At 28.7% G+C, this 21,473-nt stretch carries 17 protein-coding genes; all 17 read left to right on the top strand.

Annotated elements, in window-relative coordinates; all coding sequences use genetic code 11:
- The first annotated feature begins 8 nt into the window (after positions 1-8).
- Positions 9-2,459 carry a polysaccharide biosynthesis tyrosine autokinase gene (locus tag ACEN2I_RS04935; protein ID WP_441765002.1) on the top strand — a complete coding sequence of 817 codons (2,451 nt, stop codon included), beginning with the start codon at positions 9-11 and terminating at the stop codon, positions 2,457-2,459.
- Between the two features lie 13 nt (positions 2,460-2,472).
- Complete coding sequence (locus ACEN2I_RS04930; protein ID WP_441765001.1) at positions 2,473-3,456, top strand: SDR family oxidoreductase; 984 nt, start codon at positions 2,473-2,475, stop codon at positions 3,454-3,456.
- Positions 3,457-3,478: 22 nt separating this feature from the next.
- Entirely contained in the window at positions 3,479-4,870 is a 1,392-nt protein-coding gene (locus ACEN2I_RS04925; RefSeq protein ID WP_441765000.1) for a UDP-glucose 6-dehydrogenase, read from the top strand.
- 10 nt (positions 4,871-4,880) lie between these two features.
- A complete protein-coding gene (locus ACEN2I_RS04920; protein WP_441764999.1) occupies positions 4,881-5,351 on the top strand; it encodes a UpxY family transcription antiterminator in 471 nt (156 codons plus the stop codon).
- Between the two features lie 312 nt (positions 5,352-5,663).
- Positions 5,664-6,947: a nucleotide sugar dehydrogenase gene (locus tag ACEN2I_RS04915; RefSeq protein ID WP_441764998.1), complete on the top strand. Its 1,284-nt coding sequence runs from the start codon at positions 5,664-5,666 to the stop codon at positions 6,945-6,947.
- A gap of 36 nt (positions 6,948-6,983) precedes the next feature.
- A complete protein-coding gene (locus ACEN2I_RS04910) occupies positions 6,984-7,985 on the top strand; it encodes a mannose-1-phosphate guanylyltransferase (RefSeq protein ID WP_441764997.1) in 1,002 nt (333 codons plus the stop codon).
- A 4-nt stretch (positions 7,986-7,989) separates the two neighbouring features.
- Positions 7,990-9,036, top strand: a complete 1,047-nt coding sequence (rfbB, locus tag ACEN2I_RS04905) for a dTDP-glucose 4,6-dehydratase (RefSeq protein WP_441764996.1) — start codon at positions 7,990-7,992, stop codon at positions 9,034-9,036.
- Positions 9,037-9,097: 61 nt separating this feature from the next.
- Positions 9,098-11,521 (top strand): SLBB domain-containing protein, encoded by a 2,424-nt coding sequence (locus tag ACEN2I_RS04900; RefSeq protein ID WP_441764995.1) that lies wholly within the window; start codon positions 9,098-9,100, stop codon positions 11,519-11,521.
- A 14-nt stretch (positions 11,522-11,535) separates the two neighbouring features.
- Positions 11,536-12,600 carry a Wzz/FepE/Etk N-terminal domain-containing protein gene (locus ACEN2I_RS04895; protein WP_441764994.1) on the top strand — a complete coding sequence of 355 codons (1,065 nt, stop codon included), beginning with the start codon at positions 11,536-11,538 and terminating at the stop codon, positions 12,598-12,600.
- A gap of 96 nt (positions 12,601-12,696) precedes the next feature.
- A complete protein-coding gene (locus tag ACEN2I_RS04890; protein WP_441764993.1) occupies positions 12,697-13,356 on the top strand; it encodes a hypothetical protein in 660 nt (219 codons plus the stop codon).
- Between the two features lie 46 nt (positions 13,357-13,402).
- The gene (locus ACEN2I_RS04885) at positions 13,403-14,878 is read left to right on the top strand and encodes an MATE family efflux transporter (RefSeq protein WP_441764992.1); all 1,476 of its coding nucleotides are present in this window, start codon (positions 13,403-13,405) and stop codon (positions 14,876-14,878) included.
- 5 nt (positions 14,879-14,883) lie between these two features.
- Positions 14,884-15,654, top strand: a complete 771-nt coding sequence (locus tag ACEN2I_RS04880; protein WP_441764991.1) for a glycosyltransferase family 2 protein — start codon at positions 14,884-14,886, stop codon at positions 15,652-15,654.
- The gene (locus ACEN2I_RS04875) at positions 15,647-17,017 is read left to right on the top strand and encodes an O-antigen ligase family protein (protein WP_441764990.1); all 1,371 of its coding nucleotides are present in this window, start codon (positions 15,647-15,649) and stop codon (positions 17,015-17,017) included. The genes ACEN2I_RS04880 and ACEN2I_RS04875 overlap by 8 nt, the downstream gene beginning before the upstream one ends.
- Before the next feature lie 943 nt (positions 17,018-17,960).
- Positions 17,961-18,452 carry a hypothetical protein gene (locus ACEN2I_RS04870; protein ID WP_441764989.1) on the top strand — a complete coding sequence of 164 codons (492 nt, stop codon included), beginning with the start codon at positions 17,961-17,963 and terminating at the stop codon, positions 18,450-18,452.
- A complete protein-coding gene (locus ACEN2I_RS04865; protein WP_441764988.1) occupies positions 18,418-19,539 on the top strand; it encodes a glycosyltransferase family 4 protein in 1,122 nt (373 codons plus the stop codon). The genes ACEN2I_RS04870 and ACEN2I_RS04865 overlap by 35 nt, the downstream gene beginning before the upstream one ends.
- A gap of 212 nt (positions 19,540-19,751) precedes the next feature.
- Positions 19,752-20,540 (top strand): glycosyltransferase, encoded by a 789-nt coding sequence (locus ACEN2I_RS04860; protein WP_441764987.1) that lies wholly within the window; start codon positions 19,752-19,754, stop codon positions 20,538-20,540.
- Between the two features lies 1 nt (position 20,541).
- Positions 20,542-21,444: an NAD-dependent epimerase/dehydratase family protein gene (locus ACEN2I_RS04855; protein ID WP_441764986.1), complete on the top strand. Its 903-nt coding sequence runs from the start codon at positions 20,542-20,544 to the stop codon at positions 21,442-21,444.
- Positions 21,445-21,473 lie beyond the last annotated feature (29 nt).

Genomic DNA, 21,473 nt, shown 5'->3' with positions numbered 1-21,473 from the left:
TAGGAGAGATGCTAGATATAAAAGATTTTTCGATTTTTGAGAATCATCCAAATTTTGATTTTAAGGGGTTTTTGTTGAAAATTGGAGGATATTGGAAATTGTTTTTAGTGAGTTTAATTATTGCATTTACAATTGCTTATCAGGTTAATATACGTAAAGAAAAGATTTATGCAATGCAAACTTTAATTTCTATTAAAGAAGAAAGTAATCCTTTTTTTACTTCCAATACAAGTTTGGTTTTTAACTGGGGTGGTATTTCTGATCAGGTCAGTGGTATTTCAACCATTTTGCAATCAAGATCTCATAATGAATTGGTAGTCGATAATTTGCAATATTATATCGATTATCTTGAAAAAGGAGAGTATAATATGATTGATGTATATGGCGCCGTTCCTTTTTATATCAATATAGATAAAACAAAACCTCAATTAGCCGGATCTTTAATCAAAGTCAAATTTTTAAGTCCAAACGAATATGAAATTCGAATTCCGTTTGAGAATAATTCGGTTTCATTATTTAACTATTCTAATAATAGTTATAGCAATACAGCAGTTCAGCCAGTTGAATTTATTAAAAGATATAAAGTTGGAGAACAGGTTGTGCTGCCATTTTTAAATTGGAAACTGGAAATAACTGATAATCCCGGTTTTTATAAAGGAAAAGAATATTTTGTTAGATTTAATGATTTTGACGCCACTGTTTCGCATTATCGTGGAATTGGAGTTAATGCAGAAGAAAAGGGCGGTTCTATTCTTACATTATCTATGCAAGGTACAAATAAAGCCAGAATGGTTGAATATTTAAATTCTACAGTTAAAATGTTAATTAAAATTCAATTAGATGGTAAAAATCAGTTTGCTACCAATACTATAGCATTTATTGATAGTACACTTGTTGCGATGGAATCTCAGCTGAAGGAAACGGGTAACGAACTTAAAACTTTTAGAAAAGATAAAAATATTTATGATATTGAAGAGGGGGGTGCTAAATTTTCTGATAAAATTTTAGATTTTGATGTTGAGAAAGATGCAGTTATGCGTAAAATAACTTACTATAACTCCTTAAAAGCATATCTTAACAATAGTGTTGATTATTCAAAATTACCGGCGCCATCAGTTGCAGGAATTGAAGATCCAAATATTGTAACAAATGTTTCAAAACTCATTGCTTTGTCAACCCAAAGATCTGAGATGTCTTATGCTGTAAAAAGTGATAAAATTTTTAAGGATTTCGATAATCAAATGATAGCTGTTAAAAATGTTTTACTTGAAAACATAGTTTCTGCCAAGGCATCTTTGCAATATGATTTGGCTTTAGTCAATAATAAATTAGGAGAAGCGGAGAGTACTATTAAAAGGCTTCCGGAGCAACAGCAGGAATTATTGAAAATCAAAAGAAAATATGATTTAAGTGATAATATCTACAGTTCATTTCTTCAAAAGAGAAATGAAGCAGAAATTGTAAAAGCATCTAATTTATCTGATATTCATTTTATAGATCCTGCAAAAGATATTGGTGGGGGATTAATTGGCCCAAAAACTTCTGTAAATTATGTCTTAGCTTTGTTTTTAGGATTTTTAATTCCTTTAATTATTGTTTTTATTCTTTTCTTTATTAATAATACTATTCAAAATACTGAGGATATTAGCAAACAAACACAAATTCCACTAATTGGAGTTGTAGGTATTAATAAAGAGAATACTAGTTTAGCCGTTTTTCAAAAACCAAAATCAGCATTATCAGAGGCTTTTAGAGGTATACGTTCATCACTTCAGTTTTTATACAAGAAGAAACAACTAGACGGAGCAAAAACATTAATGATTACTTCTTCAATTAGTGGGGAAGGAAAAACATTTTGTTCGATAAATATTGCAACTGTTTTTGCTTTGAGTGAGAAAAAGACAGTTATAATAGGGATGGATTTAAGGAAACCAAGATTGGCTGACGAATTTAATCTGATAAATCATCATGGAGTAGTTAATTATTTGATAAAACAAAAGACTCTTTCCGAAATTGTAAATAAAACTCAAATTCCTTATCTTGACGTCATTCTTTCAGGACCAGTTCCACCAAACCCTTCTGAACTAATTATTAGTGAAGTAATGGGTGAATTGATTGAAGAACTTAAAAAAACATATGATTATATTATATTGGATACTCCGCCGGTTGGTCTTGTCTCTGACGCCTTAGAGTTAATGCAATTTAGCGATGTAACTTTATATGTTGTAAGGCAAAATTATTCAAAAAAGGAAATGATTACATTGTTAAATAACCGTGTTAAAAGAGGTGAACTAAATAATGTAAGTATCATTTTAAATGGATTTGAAAACAAAGCTAAATATGGTTCTGCTTATGGTTATGGTTACTATGGTGGATATGGAGCGTATTCTGACGGTTATCATGAAGAAGAAAAAGAAGTAGGTTTTCTAAAGAATATTTTAAAGAAAATAAAAAAATAACAATTTAAAATAGATGGAAGAAAATGTTCAAAATACTATTTTAATAACAGGAGGAGCCGGTTTTATCGGTTCTAATTTATGTGAATATTTTTTAAATTCCGGACAAAAAGTAATTTGCTTAGATAATTTTTCGACTGGGCATTATCATAATTTGAAAGATTTTGTAACAAATCCAAATTTTAAATTAATTGAAGGCGATATTCGAAATTTAACTGATTGCAGTTTAGCTGTAGTTGGCGTAGATTATGTATTGCATCAGGCTGCATTAGGTTCAGTACCACGATCAATAAATGACCCAATTACTACAAATGAGGTTAATGTCTCAGGTTTTTTGAATATGCTTGTTGCCTCACGTGATGCAAAAGTAAAACGATTCATCTATGCCGCAAGTTCTTCTACTTATGGAGATTCCGAAGGTCTGCCTAAGGTTGAAAATGTAATTGGTAAGCCATTATCTCCTTATGCTATTACTAAATATGTAAATGAATTGTATGCAGAAATTTTTAGTAAATCCTATGGACTGGAAACAATAGGTTTGCGTTATTTTAATGTTTTTGGAAGAAAACAAGATCCAAAGGGAGCTTACGCTGCAGTGATTCCTAAATTTGTAATGCAATTAATGAATTATGAAAGCCCTGTAATCAATGGTGATGGAAATTATTCAAGAGATTTTACTTATATTGATAATGTAATTCAGATGAATGCTCTGGCAATTTCATCTAATAACTCTCAAGCAGTCAATAATATTTACAATACTGCGTTTGGAGATAGGAATACTTTGAATGATTTAGTTGGATATTTGAAAAAATATTTAATAGAATTTGATTCAAAGATAGCTGATGTGCCAATTATTTACGGAGAAAGAAGAATTGGGGATATTCCACATTCATTAGCAAGTATAGATAAAGCTAAAAGCTTATTGGGATATAATCCCAAATATTCATTGGAAGAAGGACTAAAAGAGGCAGTAAGCTGGTACTGGAATAATTTAAAATAAAAGAAAACATAATATAGAAAATATGAAAATAACCAAAATTTGTTGCATAGGGGCAGGTTATGTTGGAGGTCCAACAATGGCAGTAATTGCTCAAAAATGCCCACATATTCAAGTAACTGTTGTCGATTTGAATGAACAAAGAATTAAAGATTGGAATGATCCAAATACAGATAATATTCCAATTTATGAACCGGGCCTTTCTGAAATCGTAGCCGAAGCGAGAGGTAGAAATCTTTTCTTTTCGACAAATGTTGAAAAAGCTATAGATGAAGCTCAGGTTATTTTTATCTCAGTTAATACACCTACTAAAACCTATGGTAAAGGTAAAGGAATGGCTGCAGATTTAAAATTCATAGAATTATGTGCCAGACAAATAGCAAAAGTTTCTAAAAGCAATAAAATAGTTGTCGAGAAATCAACTCTGCCTGTTCGTACAGCTGAGGCTATAAAAAGTATCCTGGATAATACAGGAAACGGGGTTCAGTTTCAGATTCTTTCCAATCCGGAATTTTTAGCAGAAGGAACTGCTGTTACTGATTTATTAAATCCGGATAGAATTCTTATTGGTGGTGATACAACTCCTGAAGGAGAAGATGCAATTAATGCCTTAGTGGATGTTTATGCTAATTGGGTTAGTAAAGATAAAATTTTAACAACAAATGTTTGGTCATCTGAATTGTCTAAACTTACAGCAAATGCATTTTTAGCGCAGCGTATTTCATCAATAAATGCAATGTCTGAGCTATGTGAGAAAACTGGAGCAGATGTAAGTGAAGTGGCACGTGCTATTGGAATGGATAGTCGCATTGGTTCTAAGTTTTTAAAAGCTTCTGTAGGTTTTGGAGGTTCTTGTTTTCAAAAGGATATTTTAAATTTGGTTTATATAGCAAAATCTTACGGATTAAATGAAGTTGCAGACTATTGGGAGCAAGTTATTATTATGAATAATTATCAAAAGAGAAGATTTTCAAATAAAATTGTTCAGACTTTATATAACACAGTAGCTGATAAAAAAATAACCTTTTTAGGCTGGGCATTTAAAAAAGATACAAACGATACACGTGAATCTGCAGCTATATACGTAGCAGATGATTTGATTAATGAACAGGCGAAAATTTCAGTTTATGACCCAAAGGTATCAAGAAATAAAATCTTAAGTGATTTAGATTATTTAGAAACAAGAAAGGCTACAGAAAATGCTGATGCTGTTCTAACATTTGAAGATTCTTATGAGGCATGCAAAGGAGCACATGCAATTGCAATTCTTACCGAATGGGATGAGTTTACAAAATATGACTGGCAAAAAATATATGATTCTATGCAAAAACCGGCTTTTGTTTTTGATGGAAGAAATATCCTAGATTCAAAAGCATTAAAGACCATTGGCTTTATTTACAACGCAATAGGTTCTTAAAAAAAATAGCATGAATTGGTATGTTGTTTATACGAAACCTAAATGGGAAAAAAAAGTAGCTGAAAAGTTAAATGAAGTAGGGATCGAATGCTATTGTCCTTTAATCACTCAGATAAAACAATGGTCAGATAGAAAGAAAAAAGTTGAAGTTCCTCTTTTTAATTCTTACGTTTTTGTTCAATTACCAGAGAAAGATAGAAATGCTGTATTTCAGATCGCAGGAGTAGTCCGATATTTGTTTTGGTTAGGAAAAGCAGCAATTGTTCGAAATGAAGAAATTGAAACGATAAAAAAAAGTCTTTCTGATACAAGTTTTTCTGATATTTCTGTCCTGCCTTATAAAAAAGGAGATAAGATAAAACTGGAGGGAGGCGTTTTTAGGAGTCAGGATGCAGTTGTTCAAGAAATAACCAACACGCATTATATTTTGGTTTTAGAATCTTTGGGATGTGTTTTGAAAATGAAATATAAAAAAGAGTAGTTTTAGATTTGTTATGCTTTAATTAAGAATTAACTTAGTTTGTATTGTAGATCTAAATTGTTACCTGGAAAAAGAATTTAAAAGAACAAAAATCATTTAATTAATGACTTTTGTTCTTTTTTTTTGTATATTCTTTTGAATCATAGGTTTTTAAACTTTATTTTTTTGAGGGAATTATAAGATGTTTAGGGGTTGATAAAATTGACTTATTATGTTATATTTGCTCAAATGGAATTCTTCTTTATTCATAGTCATTAACGTGACTTTGAATGGCGAAGCCGTGCAATTTAATATGCGAAATTAAGGGAAAATATGAATAATAACGTAAAAGTTGCCGTTATTGGATTAGGTTATGTAGGGTTGCCTTTGGCTCGTTTATTTGCTACTAAATATCCTGTAGTAGGTTTTGATATTAATGATTCAAGAATTAAAAGTTTAAAGCAAGGGACCGATACTACCTTAGAAGTAGAAGATGCTATTTTGCAAAGCGTTTTAGTTGATTCATCAGATAAAACAAAAGGACTTTATTGTACTTCAGATATAAAAAATATTGCAGATTGTAATTATTTTATAATAACCGTTCCAACTCCTGTAGATAAAAATAATCGACCGGATTTAACTCCTTTGTACAAAGCGAGCGAAACCGTAGGGAAGATGCTAAAAGAAGGAGATATTGTGATTTATGAATCAACAGTGTATCCTGGGGTAACGGAGGAACAATGTGTGCCGGTTTTAGAAAAAATATCAGGCTTGAAATTTAATGTGGATTTTTTTGCAGGATATTCACCTGAAAGAATTAACCCTGGTGATAAAGAACACACTGTTGAGAAAATTCTAAAAATTACCTCAGGATCTACTTCTGAAATTGGTTTAAAAGTAGATGCTCTTTATAAATCAGTTATTACTGCTGGTACCTATTTAGCACCTACCATAAAAGTTGCTGAAGCTGCTAAAGTAATTGAAAACTCACAACGGGATATTAATATTGCTTTTGTAAATGAACTGGCTAAAATATTCAACTTAATGAATATTGATACTCAGGAAGTACTTGCTGCTGCTGCTACGAAATGGAATTTTCTTCCTTTTAAGCCGGGTTTAGTTGGAGGTCATTGTATTGGCGTTGATCCCTATTATTTAGCACAAAGAGCTCAAGAATTTGGATATCATCCTGAAATAATTTTGGCAGGGCGTCGTTTGAATGATAGTATGGGCGAATATATAGCATCTCAAGTAGTAAAACTTATGATTAAAAAAGGCATTTCGGTAAATAATGCTGAACTTTTAATGCTTGGAATTACTTTTAAAGAAAATTGTCCTGATGTTCGCAATACCAAAATTGTAGATGTTGTAAGGGCATTAAAAGAATACGGCATTTCTGTTATAATATATGATCCAATTGCAAATATTGAAGAGGTTAAAAAAGAATACGCATTAACAACAATAAACATTCTTCCGAAAGAAAAATTTGACGCAATAGTTTTAGGAGTTGCACATGCTGAATTTTTAAAATTAAATTTTAAGGAGATTCAAAAATCGAATAGTTTAATATACGATGTAAAAGGAGTTTTAGGAACTAAAGCTGATAACAGGTTGTAGTATTAAAGCTTTTTATTAAAAAATAAAAATATATTTATGAGTAATTCAATTGTACATGTAATTTTAACGGGAGGAATAGGTAGTAGATTATGGCCACTTTCCCGTAAAAGCCAGCCTAAGCAATATTTGGAAATATTTGAAGGGAAATCCTTGTTTGAAATGACTGTTGAGAGAAATAGTCATTTAGCAAATAATGTAATGGTTGTGGGAAATGTTGATAACCATCATTTAAGTGGTAATGTTATGGGTAAATCTCAGACAGAATATCTTAATATTGTTGAAGCAACACCAAGAAATACAGCTGCCGCTATTGCATTTGCTGCTTTTGCATCAAATCCGGATGATATTTTAATTATAACACCATCAGATCATATTATTGATAAAATGGAAGATTATAACAATGCTATTAAAGAAGCAATTCAAAAAGCTGAGGAAGGTTATATTGTAACTTTCGGAATCATCCCAACAAAACCGGAAACTGGTTACGGTTATATAGAATCAAAAGGAGACAGAGTGTTATCATTTAGAGAAAAACCAAATGAAACTACTGCTAAAGATTTTATTGCAAAAGGTAATTTTTTATGGAACAGTGGAATGTTTTGTTTTAAAGCAAGTGTGCTTTTAGATGAATTAAAACAGTTTCAGCCTGACGTTTACGAAAAGTCCAAAATAGTTTGGGAGTCAAGTAAAGAAGGTTTTCTGGATTTAGATACATCTTTAGAAATTCCATCCATAAGTATCGATTATGCTGTCATGGAACGCAGTAAGAAAATTAAAGTTGTTCCTGCATCATTTACATGGTCTGATTTAGGTTCATTTGAATCAGTTTATGATTATTTGGTTTCTAAAGGACATCCTATCGATAAAAATGGAAATATGGTTATTGGTAGTGATAAGCATACCACTTTTCTTGGATTAAAAAACACGATTTTTGTTCATACAGATACTGCTAATTTAATTTTGCAAAAAGAAAATTCTCAGAATGTAAAAGATATATATAGTGAATTGGAAAAACAAAATTCAAAATTATTAAATTAATAAGATGAAAAAAATTCTTATAACTGGTGGTGCTGGTTTTATCGGATCACATGTCGTTAGACGTTTCGTGAACAAATATCCTCAATATCAAATTTATAATCTGGATGCATTAACGTATGCAGGGAATCTGGAAAATATTAAGGATATTGAAAATGAGCCTAACTATACTTTTGTAAAAGGAGATATTGTAGATGAAGCGTTTATTAATGAACTTTTTTCAATTTATAATTTTGATGGTGTTTTGCATTTAGCGGCAGAATCACATGTTGACAGATCGATCGAAGATCCTCTGGCATTTGTAAAAACAAATGTTATTGGGACTATGAATTTGCTTAATGCTGCCAAAAAGCAATGGAAAGATAATTTCGAGGGTAAAAGGTTTTATCATATCAGTACTGATGAAGTTTATGGTTCTTTAGGAGCAGAAGGACTTTTTACAGAAACCACACCTTATGATCCAAACTCTCCTTACTCAGCTTCTAAAGCAAGTTCAGACCATTTTGTAAGGGCTTATGGAGAAACGTATGGTTTGCCATATGTTTTAACGAATTGTTCAAACAACTATGGATCCTATCATTTTCCAGAAAAACTAATTCCGCTTTTCATCAATAATATTATCAATAATAAACCATTGCCTGTTTATGGAGATGGTAATTATACCCGAGACTGGCTTTTTGTAGAAGATCACGCCATTGCCATTGATTTAGTTTTTCACGAAGGAAAAAACCATGAAACTTATAACATTGGAGGTTTTAATGAGTGGAAAAACATTGATTTGGTTAAATTATTATGCCAGATTATGGATGAAAAACTTGGGAGAGAAAAAGGTAAATCTCAAGAGTTGATCACTTACGTGAAAGACAGACCAGGACATGATTTGCGTTATGCGATTGATGCTACTAAAATTAATAAGGAACTAGGCTGGAAGCCATCAGTAACTTTTGAAGAAGGTTTGGAAAAGACTATTAATTGGTATTTGAATAATGAAGAGTGGCTCAGAAATGTGACATCTGGTTCTTATAAAGATTATTATAAAAAACAATATTCTTAGAAATAATAAATTCTGTTTTGAATTAATTACTTACAATTGAAATAAAACAAACATCATTAAAATGAAAAAAATAACAGCTTTTCTTTTATTATTTTTTACTCTTTTATTTTCATATCAGATAAATGCTCAGGATTTAATCAAATCAAGTGATTTGAGTACTGTAAAAGTGGATTATTTATCGGATAATGATATTGCTAAAATAAAAGCACAATTGCAAAGTAATAATATGACAATTGAGCAAGCAGAAACGATGGCTTTATCAAAAGGAATGAGTGCTGGAGAATTTGCAAAGCTAAAAGCAAGGGTAAATGATGGAAATGTTAATACTTTAAATAAAAAAACTAATGAAAAAATTAGTGAAAATAAAAAAGATTCTGGACGTACTCAGGATAAAATTATAAATAACAAAGTCAAAGATTCTGTTAATGCTTTAATATTTGGTTCTGAATTGTTTGATAATCCCACGTTGAATTTTGAACCTGATTCAAATTTGGCAACACCTATGAATTATATTTTAGGTCCTGGTGATGAACTACAGGTAAGCGTTTATGGAGTACAAGAATTTAATGCCAGTATTCCCGTAAGTGTCGAAGGAAAAATCACTATTCAGTATGTAGGACAAGTTTCAGTTTCAGGAATATCAATTGAAGCTGCAACTCAAAAAATTAAAGCAGCCATTGCAAAGGTTTATAGCACTGTCAGATCAGGTCAGTCTCAGGTCAGTGTAAGTTTAAGCAGAATTAGAACGATTAAAATTACGATTGTTGGAGGAAAACAACCAGGAAATTATTCTATATCATCTCTGGCAACTGTTTATAATGCATTACATTTAGCAGGAGGTCCAGGAAAAAATGGCAGTTATAGAAACATTGAATTAATTAGAAATAATAAGGTTTATAAAAACATAGATATTTATCGTTTTTTAGTTAAAGGTGATCAATCTGATAATGTGAGTTTAAAAGAAAATGATGTAATCAGAATTCCGGTTTATGACCAGAGAGTAACTGTAGAAGGTCAGGTAAAGAGACCTGGGATTTTTGAAATGAAAAATGGTGAAAAATTTTCTGATTTATTAAATTTCGCATCCGGTTTTAATGATTTTGCTTATACCGCATCAGTAAATGTTTTGCAAAAAACAGGGAAAGAATTTAAGGTTCATGATATTAATGAAAGTGAATTTGCTTCGTATGAGCCTCAATCAGGTGATGTTTTCAGAGTTACTAAAATTTTAAACCGTTTTGAAAACCGTATTAAAATAGAAGGGGCGATTTTTAGACCGGATTATTATTCCTATAGTGAGGGAATGAGAATTTCAGATCTTATAACCAGAGCAGAAGGCCTTAAAGAGGATGCTTATAGTAAAAGAGCCAGAATTATTCGTCTAAAGCCTGATTTAACAACAGAAATAGTAAATGTTGATTTAGAAACCGCTTTGTCAGGAGATTTAAATGCGGATATTGAATTAAAAAGAGAAGATATTGTTACTGTTTATTCCATTTTAGATTTCAGGGAAGAATATAAAGTCACGATTGATGGTGAAGTAAAGAATCCTGGGGAATATGAATATTATGATAATTTGACATTAAATGATTTAGTAATTCAGGTTGGAGGACTTACTGGTTCGGCATCTAAAAGAGTTGAGATTGCCAGAATGATTAAGTCGGATGAAATTGATGATGCCAATCCAAAACGGATCGAACTAGTAGAGCTGGAAATTACTGCAGACAATAATGAACAGGTGAAAAACTTTATTTTAAAGCCTTTTGATGTTATTAACATTAGAAGAATGGCTGTTTATGAAAAACCACAAATGGTTACAATTACAGGAGCTGTAGCTTATCCTGGCAAATATGTATTAGCTAATAAAAAAGAGTCAGTTTATAATGTGGTTATGCGTGCAGGTGGCTTGACATCTGTTGCTAATTTGGAAGGTTTGAAAATTAAGAGACCTATTAAACAAGAACAAATCGAAAAGATAGAAGGTATAGATTTAAATTTATCCCAAAATGATACTTTAAAAGAAAAGCTGACTAAAAAGCTAAAAGAAGAATTAAAATTTGCTATAATTCCGGTAGATTGGAAAAAAATCGTTAAAGATAATAATCATTATTCTAATGTTACCTTGTTTCCTGATGATGAAATTGAGGTTACTACTTTTAACGAAGGAGTTAAAGTGACAGGAAACGTTTTGCTGACCTCGGAGATACCGTATAGAAGCGGCAAAGGTTTTAAATATTATATAAATGCAGTTGGAGGTGTTGATAATAAAGGATGGAAAAGAAAAGCATATATTATTTATCCTAACGGAAAAGCATCAGTAACAGGTTCCTTTTTATTCTTTAGATCGTATCCTAAAGTTACTCCTGATTCACAAATTGTTGTGCCTGAAAAGCCTGAAACGAAAAAGATGAGTACTGGAGAATGGGTAAGTATAGGAAGTGTGATTACTAGTTTGGCGTTATTAATTGTTACTGCTTTTAAATAAAATTAAGATTCTTTATGGAAAATAATTTACCGGTTAAAAATGATGAAATTTCATTAAGAGAATTAATCCAAAAAGGAAAAGAATGGTGGGACTATTTACTTTCGAAGTGGAAAATTATTTTGATTGCAGGTATAATTGGAGCTGCCTTGGGTCTTGCTTGTTCATTTAGTAAAAAACCAATTTATACTGCTACTTTATCATTTGCATTAGAAGATGAAAAAAGCGGAGGTGGAGGATTAGGAAGTGCATTAGGATTGGCAAGTTCATTTGGTTTTGATTTAGGAGGTAGTGGAGGGAGTATTTTTACTGGTTCTAATCTCACTGAATTGTTTAAATCCCGTACAATGGTTGAAAAAACATTGCTTTCTCCTGTTGTAATCGAAGGAAAAACAATTTCTTTGGCTGAAATGTATATTAAAAATAATGAATGGCGTAAAAAATGGAAAGATAATCCAAAATTTGCAAGTTTAGAATTTTTGCCAAATTCAAATCGAAAATTATATACCCGTGTTCAGGATAGTGTTTTAGGAAAAATGTATGAAAATTTGTCAAAAGGAGGTTTAACTGTTGCTCAAAAAGACAAAAAGATTTCAATTATAAGTATTGATGTTACTTCTCAAAATGAACTTTTTGCAAAATATTTTTGTGAAGCCTTAGCTAAACAAGTGTCTGATTTTTATGTGGATACTAAAAGTAAAAAGGCAAGAATGAATATGGCAATTTTACAACGCCAAACTGATTCAATTCGAAGTGAGCTTAATGATGCAATTACTGGAGTTGCAATTGCTAATGACAACACATTTAATTTAAATCCGGCCCTCAATGTTCGTCGTGTTACTTCAGCGAGAAGACAGGTAGACATTCAGGCCAATACTGCCATATTAACAGAACTTGTTAAACAATCAGAATTAGCAAAAGTTACTTTACGCAAAGAAACACCATTGATACAGATAATAGATAGACCTATATTGCCGTTAGCAAAAGATCGATTTGGTAAAGCAAAAGGAATTATTTTAGGAAGTTTTTTATTTGGTTTTTTAGCCATTTTATTCCTGACGATTAAAAAACTGATTAAATAATCAAAAAACAATAATAATATTTTCTATTTGACTTATATGCAATCTTGCTTAATAATAACATCTTGTATTTATCCATCTTCTTCATTTGTTACATTAATGAATCCTGATGATAGAGAAAAATTGCATATTGAAGCCTTAAAAAGATGGATTACAGAATCAGATTTTAAAACTATAATCATATGTGATAATTCAAATTATGTTTATTGTAATGAAATTGTCTCGTTAGCTACTAAAAATGATAAAATTCTTGAAGTACTTAATTTTGAAGGAAATAAAGAAAAGTCTAAAGTATTAGGAAAAGGGTATGGAGAGGGCGAAATAATGAATTATATATTAAATAATAGCAAATATATTCAATCCCATGATTCATTTTTTAAGGTTACAGGGAAATTATTTGTTGAAAATTACAATAATTATTTAAACTTTAAAGGTGTTGATTTTGCGTTTGATTATTCCTACTCATTTTTTTGGAAAAAAGAAAAGGTTCAATGTGTTTTCACTAATTTTTATTTTGCAAATTTAATTTCATATAAAAATATTTTAAAAGATGAATATTTAAAAGTTAAAGATAGTGAGGGTTTGTTTTTAGAACATGTTTATGCCTTTGCTCTTCAAAAAGAAAATAGTTTGAATATAGTCTCTATATTACCTGCTATTTCGGGTATTAGTGGATCTTCTGGAGTTAGTTATAATAGAAAGCTAATTAATTTAATAAAAAAAATACTTTTGTTATCATCCATAGTAAGGAAGTTGTAAATGCTTGTTCAGTTAAATAATTTTCTTATTCTCAAAAGGTAAATAGATGCTAAAAATAAAAAGTATAGTTATAAAAAATAGCATCTTTTCAGTATTACAAATTGTTTTGTCAACATTTTGTTATGTTGTAATATATTATTTAATTCTTCATAAATTAGGAAAAAATGAATTGGGTATTTGGTCTATAATAACTTCCCTTCCAATTGCTATATCAGTCTTTGGCTCAGGTGTTTCAGGCTGTGTTTTGAGATACATACCGGTACATGTAGCACAAAATGACAAAAAAGCATTTAATCAAATAATTTTTAATGGATTTGCTTTTAATATTATTTTTGGAGGGTTACTAGTTATATTAGGCTATTACTTTTCTGCTAGCATTCTATCTTTTCTATTTAACGATCCACAAATTCCTAGTAGATATATTCTCTTATTTAGGATATCATTGTGTACTTTTTTTATAAGTTTCATAACTTCTGTTCTATTATCTGCTATAGATGGTATGCAATTAATATTTGTGAGAAATAAGATTGTTATTTTCTGTTCTGTAATTTTTTGCATAATCGCTGCTATTTTAGTTTATTATTATAACTTAACAGGTATTTTGATTGCTCAGTTAATTCAGTCAATTTTATTACTTATAAGTGCTACTGTAATATTGATTAAAATTGATCTTTTTGATTTCTCTTTAATGAAGTTCAATCAGATTTATATAAAATTGTTTCTTACTTATGGACAGGGTTTCCAGGCTATATCTTTAGCTGTTTTGGTTTTTGACCCAATAACGAAATATTTTTTAAACAAATACTTTAATCTCTCTACAGTTGGAATTTATGATCTCGTTTCAAGAGCGGTAACTCAAATAAGAGTTCTAATTGTTAGTGCTGTACAAGTTATAACTCCTTTTGTTTCCAAAAGCAATGAAAAGTGTGAATTAGATATTAATGAAATGTTTAATAAGATAAATAGAGGAGCTTCTTTATTAAGTTTTATACTCTTCAGTATCCTTATTTGTTTTAGTATGATTATTGTTGGATATTTAGATAAAAATAATGCCAATCAATATTTATTTATTTTAATATTATTATGTATATCATATCATTTTAATATTATGGCTAGTACTGCCTATTCAATATTAATGGGTTTAGGTAAATTAAAAAACATAATAATATCTCATATTTTGTCAAGTATAATAAATATTGCGCTATTTTTTTTTATTGGAAAATATTTGATTGATGATTTAGTTGTCCTTCCAATTGCTTTTTCTATTGTTTTATCATCTCAGTATCTTATATTTAAATTTAAAAAACAATTTAATATAACTGATGATGTAGTTAAAAAGTCTGATTCTCTTGTAAAAACATTATCTGTATTTACTATTATCATGAGCAGTATATTGGTATTATTAAAAATGAATACTTGTTTTAGAATTATATTGTTTGTTTTTCATCTGTTAGTTCTAATATTTTTAATAAGAAAAAATGATTTTTTTGCTGGCATCTTAAATAAAATATCCAATAAATAATTTCGATGACAAAAATTTCTATAGTTACAGTTATATATAATGGTGAGAGTTATATTGAAAAAACAATTTTAAGTATTATTAACCAGTCTTATCAAAATATTGAATGCATAGTGGTTGATGGTGGTTCTACCGATGGAACGTTAGAAATATTAGAAAAATATAAATCCAGTATTGATGTTATGATTTCTGAACCAGATAAAGGATTGTCAGATGCTATGAATAAGGGCGCTAACTTAGCTTCTGGAGATTGGATTTTATATCTTCATTCTGATGATACGTTCACTGACGAGCTGTCTATTCAGAAATTGATAGATGCTTCACTTAAAAACCCTGATGCAAATTGGATTACAGCTTATCTTCGTTTTCAGAATAGTAAGGATGAAATATTTAAAAAGGACAGATATTATAAAATTTCCTGGGCAGCAATGATTATAAGAAATGTTATTAGACATCAATCTACGATGGTAAGACTGAATGCATCTTTAGACATTGAGTTTAATCATAAATATAAACACGCTATGGATTATGATTATTTCTTGAGATTATGGAAGAAATATGGAGACCCAATAGTAATTCAAGAATACATTTCTGATTTTAGATTAGATGGTAATAATTTGTCCTCGGATTATTTTGCTTCATTAAAGGACGAAATGAGGGTTAGAGTTAATTTTAGAAAGGAAAATTCACAAAAATTTAAATTGCCATTTGATTATTTAGTTTATTGGTTGAGATACTTTAAAATTGTTTTCATCCATAATATAAGAAAAAATGCTTAATAAACCATTTAGTTTTGTTGCATTAAATTTGTTTAGTTTTACAGCAGATATGTTTTTTTTTGAGGGTAATTATGCTTTTTATCTTTCAATTTTTTTTTCAGTTTTTATTTTCATTTATAATTTTAGAACATTTGGTCTTAAAGAATCAATCGTATTGACAATTATTTATTTATTGGCTTTTGATAGTCCATCATTCTGTTTTTTTCAATATAATTTTAGATTTTGGTACTTTTACTTATTACTAATCTATGTTATTTCTTTTTTTCAACTTTTTAGTAATAACTACGAGGTGTTTCAAAAATGTAAAAAAAAAATTTCTATTAATACTTTAATAATTATTGTTTTTTTTCTGTGGTCATTATTGTTTTTTTTATTTGAGAATGAGATATCGAAGTTATATAATTTTAAATATTGGTTTTTTTATGTTGGTTTGATTTTGACTTTAAATAGTTTTTTTAGAAATAATGTCAATAAGTTTAAAGAAATTTCATTCTATTATGTTTCAATCACATTTTTTGTGTTGGTTTTCGGATTTTTAAAAACACTTAAATATTTAAGTTCAATATCTTTTAGTCAAATTTCATTCCTCAATATCCGCCCAGTTGCTTTTTTTTCAGAAACCAGTTGGTATAGTGAATTTATATTATTTGGTCTATTGTTTATATTTTTATTATTAAAATCAGAATATAAATTACACTACTCTTTCTATTTGATTCCATTTTTTCTATTAGGGATATTATTTTCTTTTACAAGAAATTCGATTTTAGGTCTTGTTTTATTTTTAATTATCAGTGTTATTTGTGATTTTTTTATATTAAAAATAAGGCATATAAAATCTAAAGATTTGAAGATAATACTAGGTTCATTTAGTTTTATTTTATTTGTAAGTATCTTGCTGTTCATTTATTTCCCGAATATATTTTCATTCTTTATTTTAAAATTATCTGCAAAAGACCCTTCTGCATTAGGGAGAATTGAGGCTTTTAAAATTTCTATACACAATTTATTAAATCAAAATTTTTTTGGACAGGGATTTTATTGGAACCCAAGTTATTCTACTGTAACAGGTTCCGCATTAGGATCAAAGTCTTTTAATTTATTTTTAATGATTGGAAATATTTTTGGAATAATTGGCCTTATTTTATTTTTAGTATTTATTTGTCTCTACATTAAAAAGCTACTAGAATCACTTTTTATTACTAAATCAATATATATAAAATACAGTATTGTCTTTATATTGGTTTTTTTGCAAATGGCAATGTTTGCACCCATACATCAATTTCCTTTTGGGATGTTAGTAGTGTCTTTGTCTTATTTTTTATATAAAAAAGGAATGTATAATTATCAAATAGTTTTGGATTAAGAAATTATTAATTGAAAATCCGTAAATATTAATGATTGATGGTTACTAAAAAATGTTAGAAAAACCTTTTAATTTTGTTTTAATAAATTTAGTATCCTATTTTATAGTTCTGGCAACGATAGGATTTGAAGCTGCATTTCCTCTTTGTATATTCTTTTCGATTTTTATAATTATTTATAATAAGAAAAAAATAGGATTAAAAGGTTCACTTGTTTTAGCTATTATATACTTACTTGCTTTCGATAATGAAATATTTTATTTTTCAGATTATAACATTAGAATTTGGTATTTTTATTTAATTATAATCTACCTAATTTCTTTCTTTGAAATTATAATGCGTGCAAAAAAACAAATTACTATAAGCAGATTGTTTTTATCAGAATATTTAATTGGTTTTGTTTTTTTTATTTGGTCAATATATTTTCTAATAACTGAAGATTTTATCTCGAAAATTAATAATATAAAATATTGGGTGTTTTATGTTGGACTTATTTTGGTTTTAAATCATTTTTTTATTAAAAAGACTAATTATTATGATCAAATCATTGACTATTTTATTTCTGTAACTGTTTTTATAATTTTTTGGGGAATATTGCAATTTTTTACCAATTTAATTTTTTACCCTAATTTTCAGTTAGATTATTACAATATTAGACCTAGTGCATTTTTTTCCGAAACGACATGGTACAGTGAATTTACTTTTTTCGGTTTATTATTAATTATATTAAATGTTTTAACAAAAGATAAAAAGTTAAAATTATTATACTTAGTTCCCTTTTATATTTTGGGTTTTTTATTTTCTGTTACAAGAAATACTTATTTGGCCTTATTTTTATATCTATTATTCACGTTTTTTTTAACAACTATTTTTCAAAAAAAAATAAATCTAAGAATCATCAAATCTCAATTTACTATTATAAGTTTTCTTATACTGATATTTATAATGATTATATACGCACCTGAATTATATGAAATTTCGAATTTTTTTGTTTTAAAATTTTCAGGGAATGATGACTCAGCTCAGGGAAGAATTGAAGCTTATCATATTTCGGTTAATAATATTTTAAATGGAAATATTACAGGAAACGGATACTATTGGGACAAATCGCATTCTACGGAAAGCGGATCTGCTTTAGGATCAAAGTCCTTTAATATTTTTTTAATGATGGGAAGTATTTTTGGAATATTTGGGGGTGTTTTATTTGTAATTCTAATAGTGTCATATTTGTTTAAACTTGTGTATTACTATTATCTATATAAATCCATTTATATTAAATATAGTTTTATTATGTTTTTAATTTTTATTCAAATGGCAATGTTTGCACCTATTCACCAGTTTCCATTTGGTATGCTAATAGTATCTATATCAGTTTTTTTATTTAAAAAAGGAATTTTTGATTATGAACAAAATAATATTCGTAGCTCCTCAATTTAAAAATGGCGGTGGAAATCGGGTTTTCGTAGAGCTTGCTAATTCAATTTCACGAATAAATAATTATGAATTAGAAATTATCTATCCAAATAATTCAAGAGAGATTAATCATTATAAAATTGAATCAAAAGTTCACATTAAAGCTATTGGTAAAATTGCTGAAAAATTAATTCCGAAGTTGTTTAATAGCTTTCTTTTATTTAGATATGTTATAAAAGAATTGAAGATAAATGAATCAACGACTGTAATAATTTCAGATCCTATTTTGTCTGTTTTTTTATATGTCATTCCAAGAAAATATAATAAAAACATTATTCGCTTTATTCAGGCGGATGACTATAGGATTTATGATGATTTGTTTGTATTAAGAAACAAGCTTTTTCTTTTTGTATTTAAACTTCTGACACGTTTAAATTATAAACTTAAATTAAAATATATATTCAATTCAAATTTTACATATGATAGATTTATTAGTATAAGCAATAGAAAAGATGTTGCTAAATTAATTGTTCATCCTGCTGTAGATAAAGATATTTTCAATTATTCAAAATCACGAAATGATTTGTTAAACGATAAAATTTCAATTTGTTTAATAGCAAGAGATCATCCATTAAAAAAATTAGAAGACTTTATACGTGCCTGGTCTGTTTTATCACCACATATTAAAAATAAAATTTCCAAAGTTCATTTAATTTCTACAGATAAATTAGAAAAATTTGACTTAAATGAATTTACTTTAGTACGACCAAAGGATGATTATGAAATTGCCGAGGTTTTTAGAAAAACAGACATTTTTATATCAACATCATTATGGGAAGGTTTTAGTCTTCCGCCACTAGAAGCATTAAACTGTGGTGCAACTATTCTTTCAAGTGATTCAGGAGGCGTTAGAGAGTACGCACGTAATGATTATAATGCATCTTTGTACAGTCCTGGTAATATATCTGAATTAAAAGAGAAATTAACTGAGCTTATAAATGATAAAAATAAAAGAGATATGTATAATAAATATGCAAATGAAACAATAAAAGAATTCTCTTGGGATAAATCAGCAAAAATGTTAATATCGATTATTGAAAATAAGATATGATTTATCATTATTATCTTAAAATACTAATGATAAATTTCAGTAAATTAAAGTAATGTGACAAAACAAAACTAATAGTCTCATAGTACTTATTTAGAATTGGAAATAAATAATTGCTAATGGAATAAAAGGTGTACTCTGATTACTTCCTAAATGTCTTAAGGCTATGAAACAAGCTAAATACGCAAGAGTAACTAATTTAAATAAAATATTGAATGAACACAAAAATCACATCTTGCATTGTTCTTTACAAGAACGATATAACTATGGTGAGAGAAGCAATAGATTCATTTTTGAATACAGAATTGAAAGTAAAATTATATTTGGTAGACAATTCACCAACAAATGAATTGAAGAAAATTGTTATAGACTCAAGAATTGAATATATTCATAATCCTGCAAATCCTGGATTTGGTGCTTCTCATAACGTGGCTATAAAAAAAGCTTTTGAACTGGGTTCAGATTATCATTTGGTTTTGAATCCTGACATTTATTTTAAAAAAGGGACATTGGAGCAAATTTGCAATTTTATGGATACTAATGTTAATGTAGGTCATTTAATGCCTAAAGTTACTTATCCTAATGGTGAACTTCAATATCTATGCAAAACCAATCCTACTTTTTTTGATTTGTTTGTGAGAGGCTTTATGCCTTCATTTTTAAAAGGAACATTTAAAAAAAGAATGGACTCCTACGAATACAAAAATCAGGATTATAATAAAAACATCTATGACATACCTTATTTATCAGGCTGCTTCATGTTTTTAAGAACAGCTACTCTAAAAGATATTGGTTTTTTTGATGATAAAATATTTATGTACTTAGAAGATGCTGATTTGACAAGACGATTTTTAAAAATTTCTAGAACTGCATATTATCCCGACGCTCAAGTTTTTCATCATTTTGCAAAAATGACACACAAAAAACTCAAATTTAAATGGATTACAATAGAAAGTGCTTTTATTTATTTTAATAAATGGGGTTGGCTAAAAAGTATATATTAAAATGAATATTTTACTAACTGGATCTAATGGTTTTTTAGGACAAATCATAATTAAAATATTAGGAAGAGAACACCAAATTTTTGGTCTTTCAAGAAATTTTGGAAATTATAAAGTTTCTTTAGATAAACAAATTCCTAACTTTATTCATGCTTTTGATGTGGTTATTCATGCCGCCGGAAAAGCACATTCTGTTCCAAAAAATGATATTGAAAAACAACAGTTTTATGAAATAAATGTTATTGGTACAAAGAATTTATTGTTAGGTTTAGAAAAGACCTCTTTACCGAAACAATTTGTATTTATAAGTTCAGTATCTGTCTATGGACAGGAAATAGGGAATGATATCGATGAAAATCATTCATTAGACGCTAAAGATCCATATGGTATAAGTAAAATTAACGCTGAAAAAATTATTTTAGATTGGTGTGAAGAAAATAAGGTCATATGTACAATTTTACGTTTACCATTACTAATAGGTAAAAATCCTCCAGGTAATTTAGGAGCTATGATAAAAGCCATTAATAAAGGATATTATTTTAATATCGATGGCGGAAGGGCACACAAAAGCATGGTATTAGCTGAGGATGTAGCTGCTTTTATTCCAAAACTGGAATCAGTTGGCGGAGTTTACAATCTTACAGACGGAGCTCATCCTAATTTTTATGAGTTGAGTAAAACTATTTCAATACAGAAAAATAAAAAATTACCTTTTAATTTACCAATAATAATAGCCAAATGTATGGCACTTGTAGGCGATTTTATAGGTGTTAATGCACCGATAAATTCAACAAAATTAAAACGGATAACATATAATCTTACCTTTGATGATACTAAGGCCAGAGAAGAGTTGGAGTGGAACCCCCAGAATGTTTTAATGTATTTACGATATAATGAATTGGAATGATTTAATTCAGTAGGTCTTTGTTCTTTTAC

It is taken from the genome of Flavobacterium sp. W22_SRS_FK3 (assembly GCF_052113665.1).
Classification (GTDB): Bacteria; Bacteroidota; Bacteroidia; order Flavobacteriales; family Flavobacteriaceae; genus Flavobacterium.
This window is presented reverse-complemented; position numbering and strand designations above follow the sequence as displayed.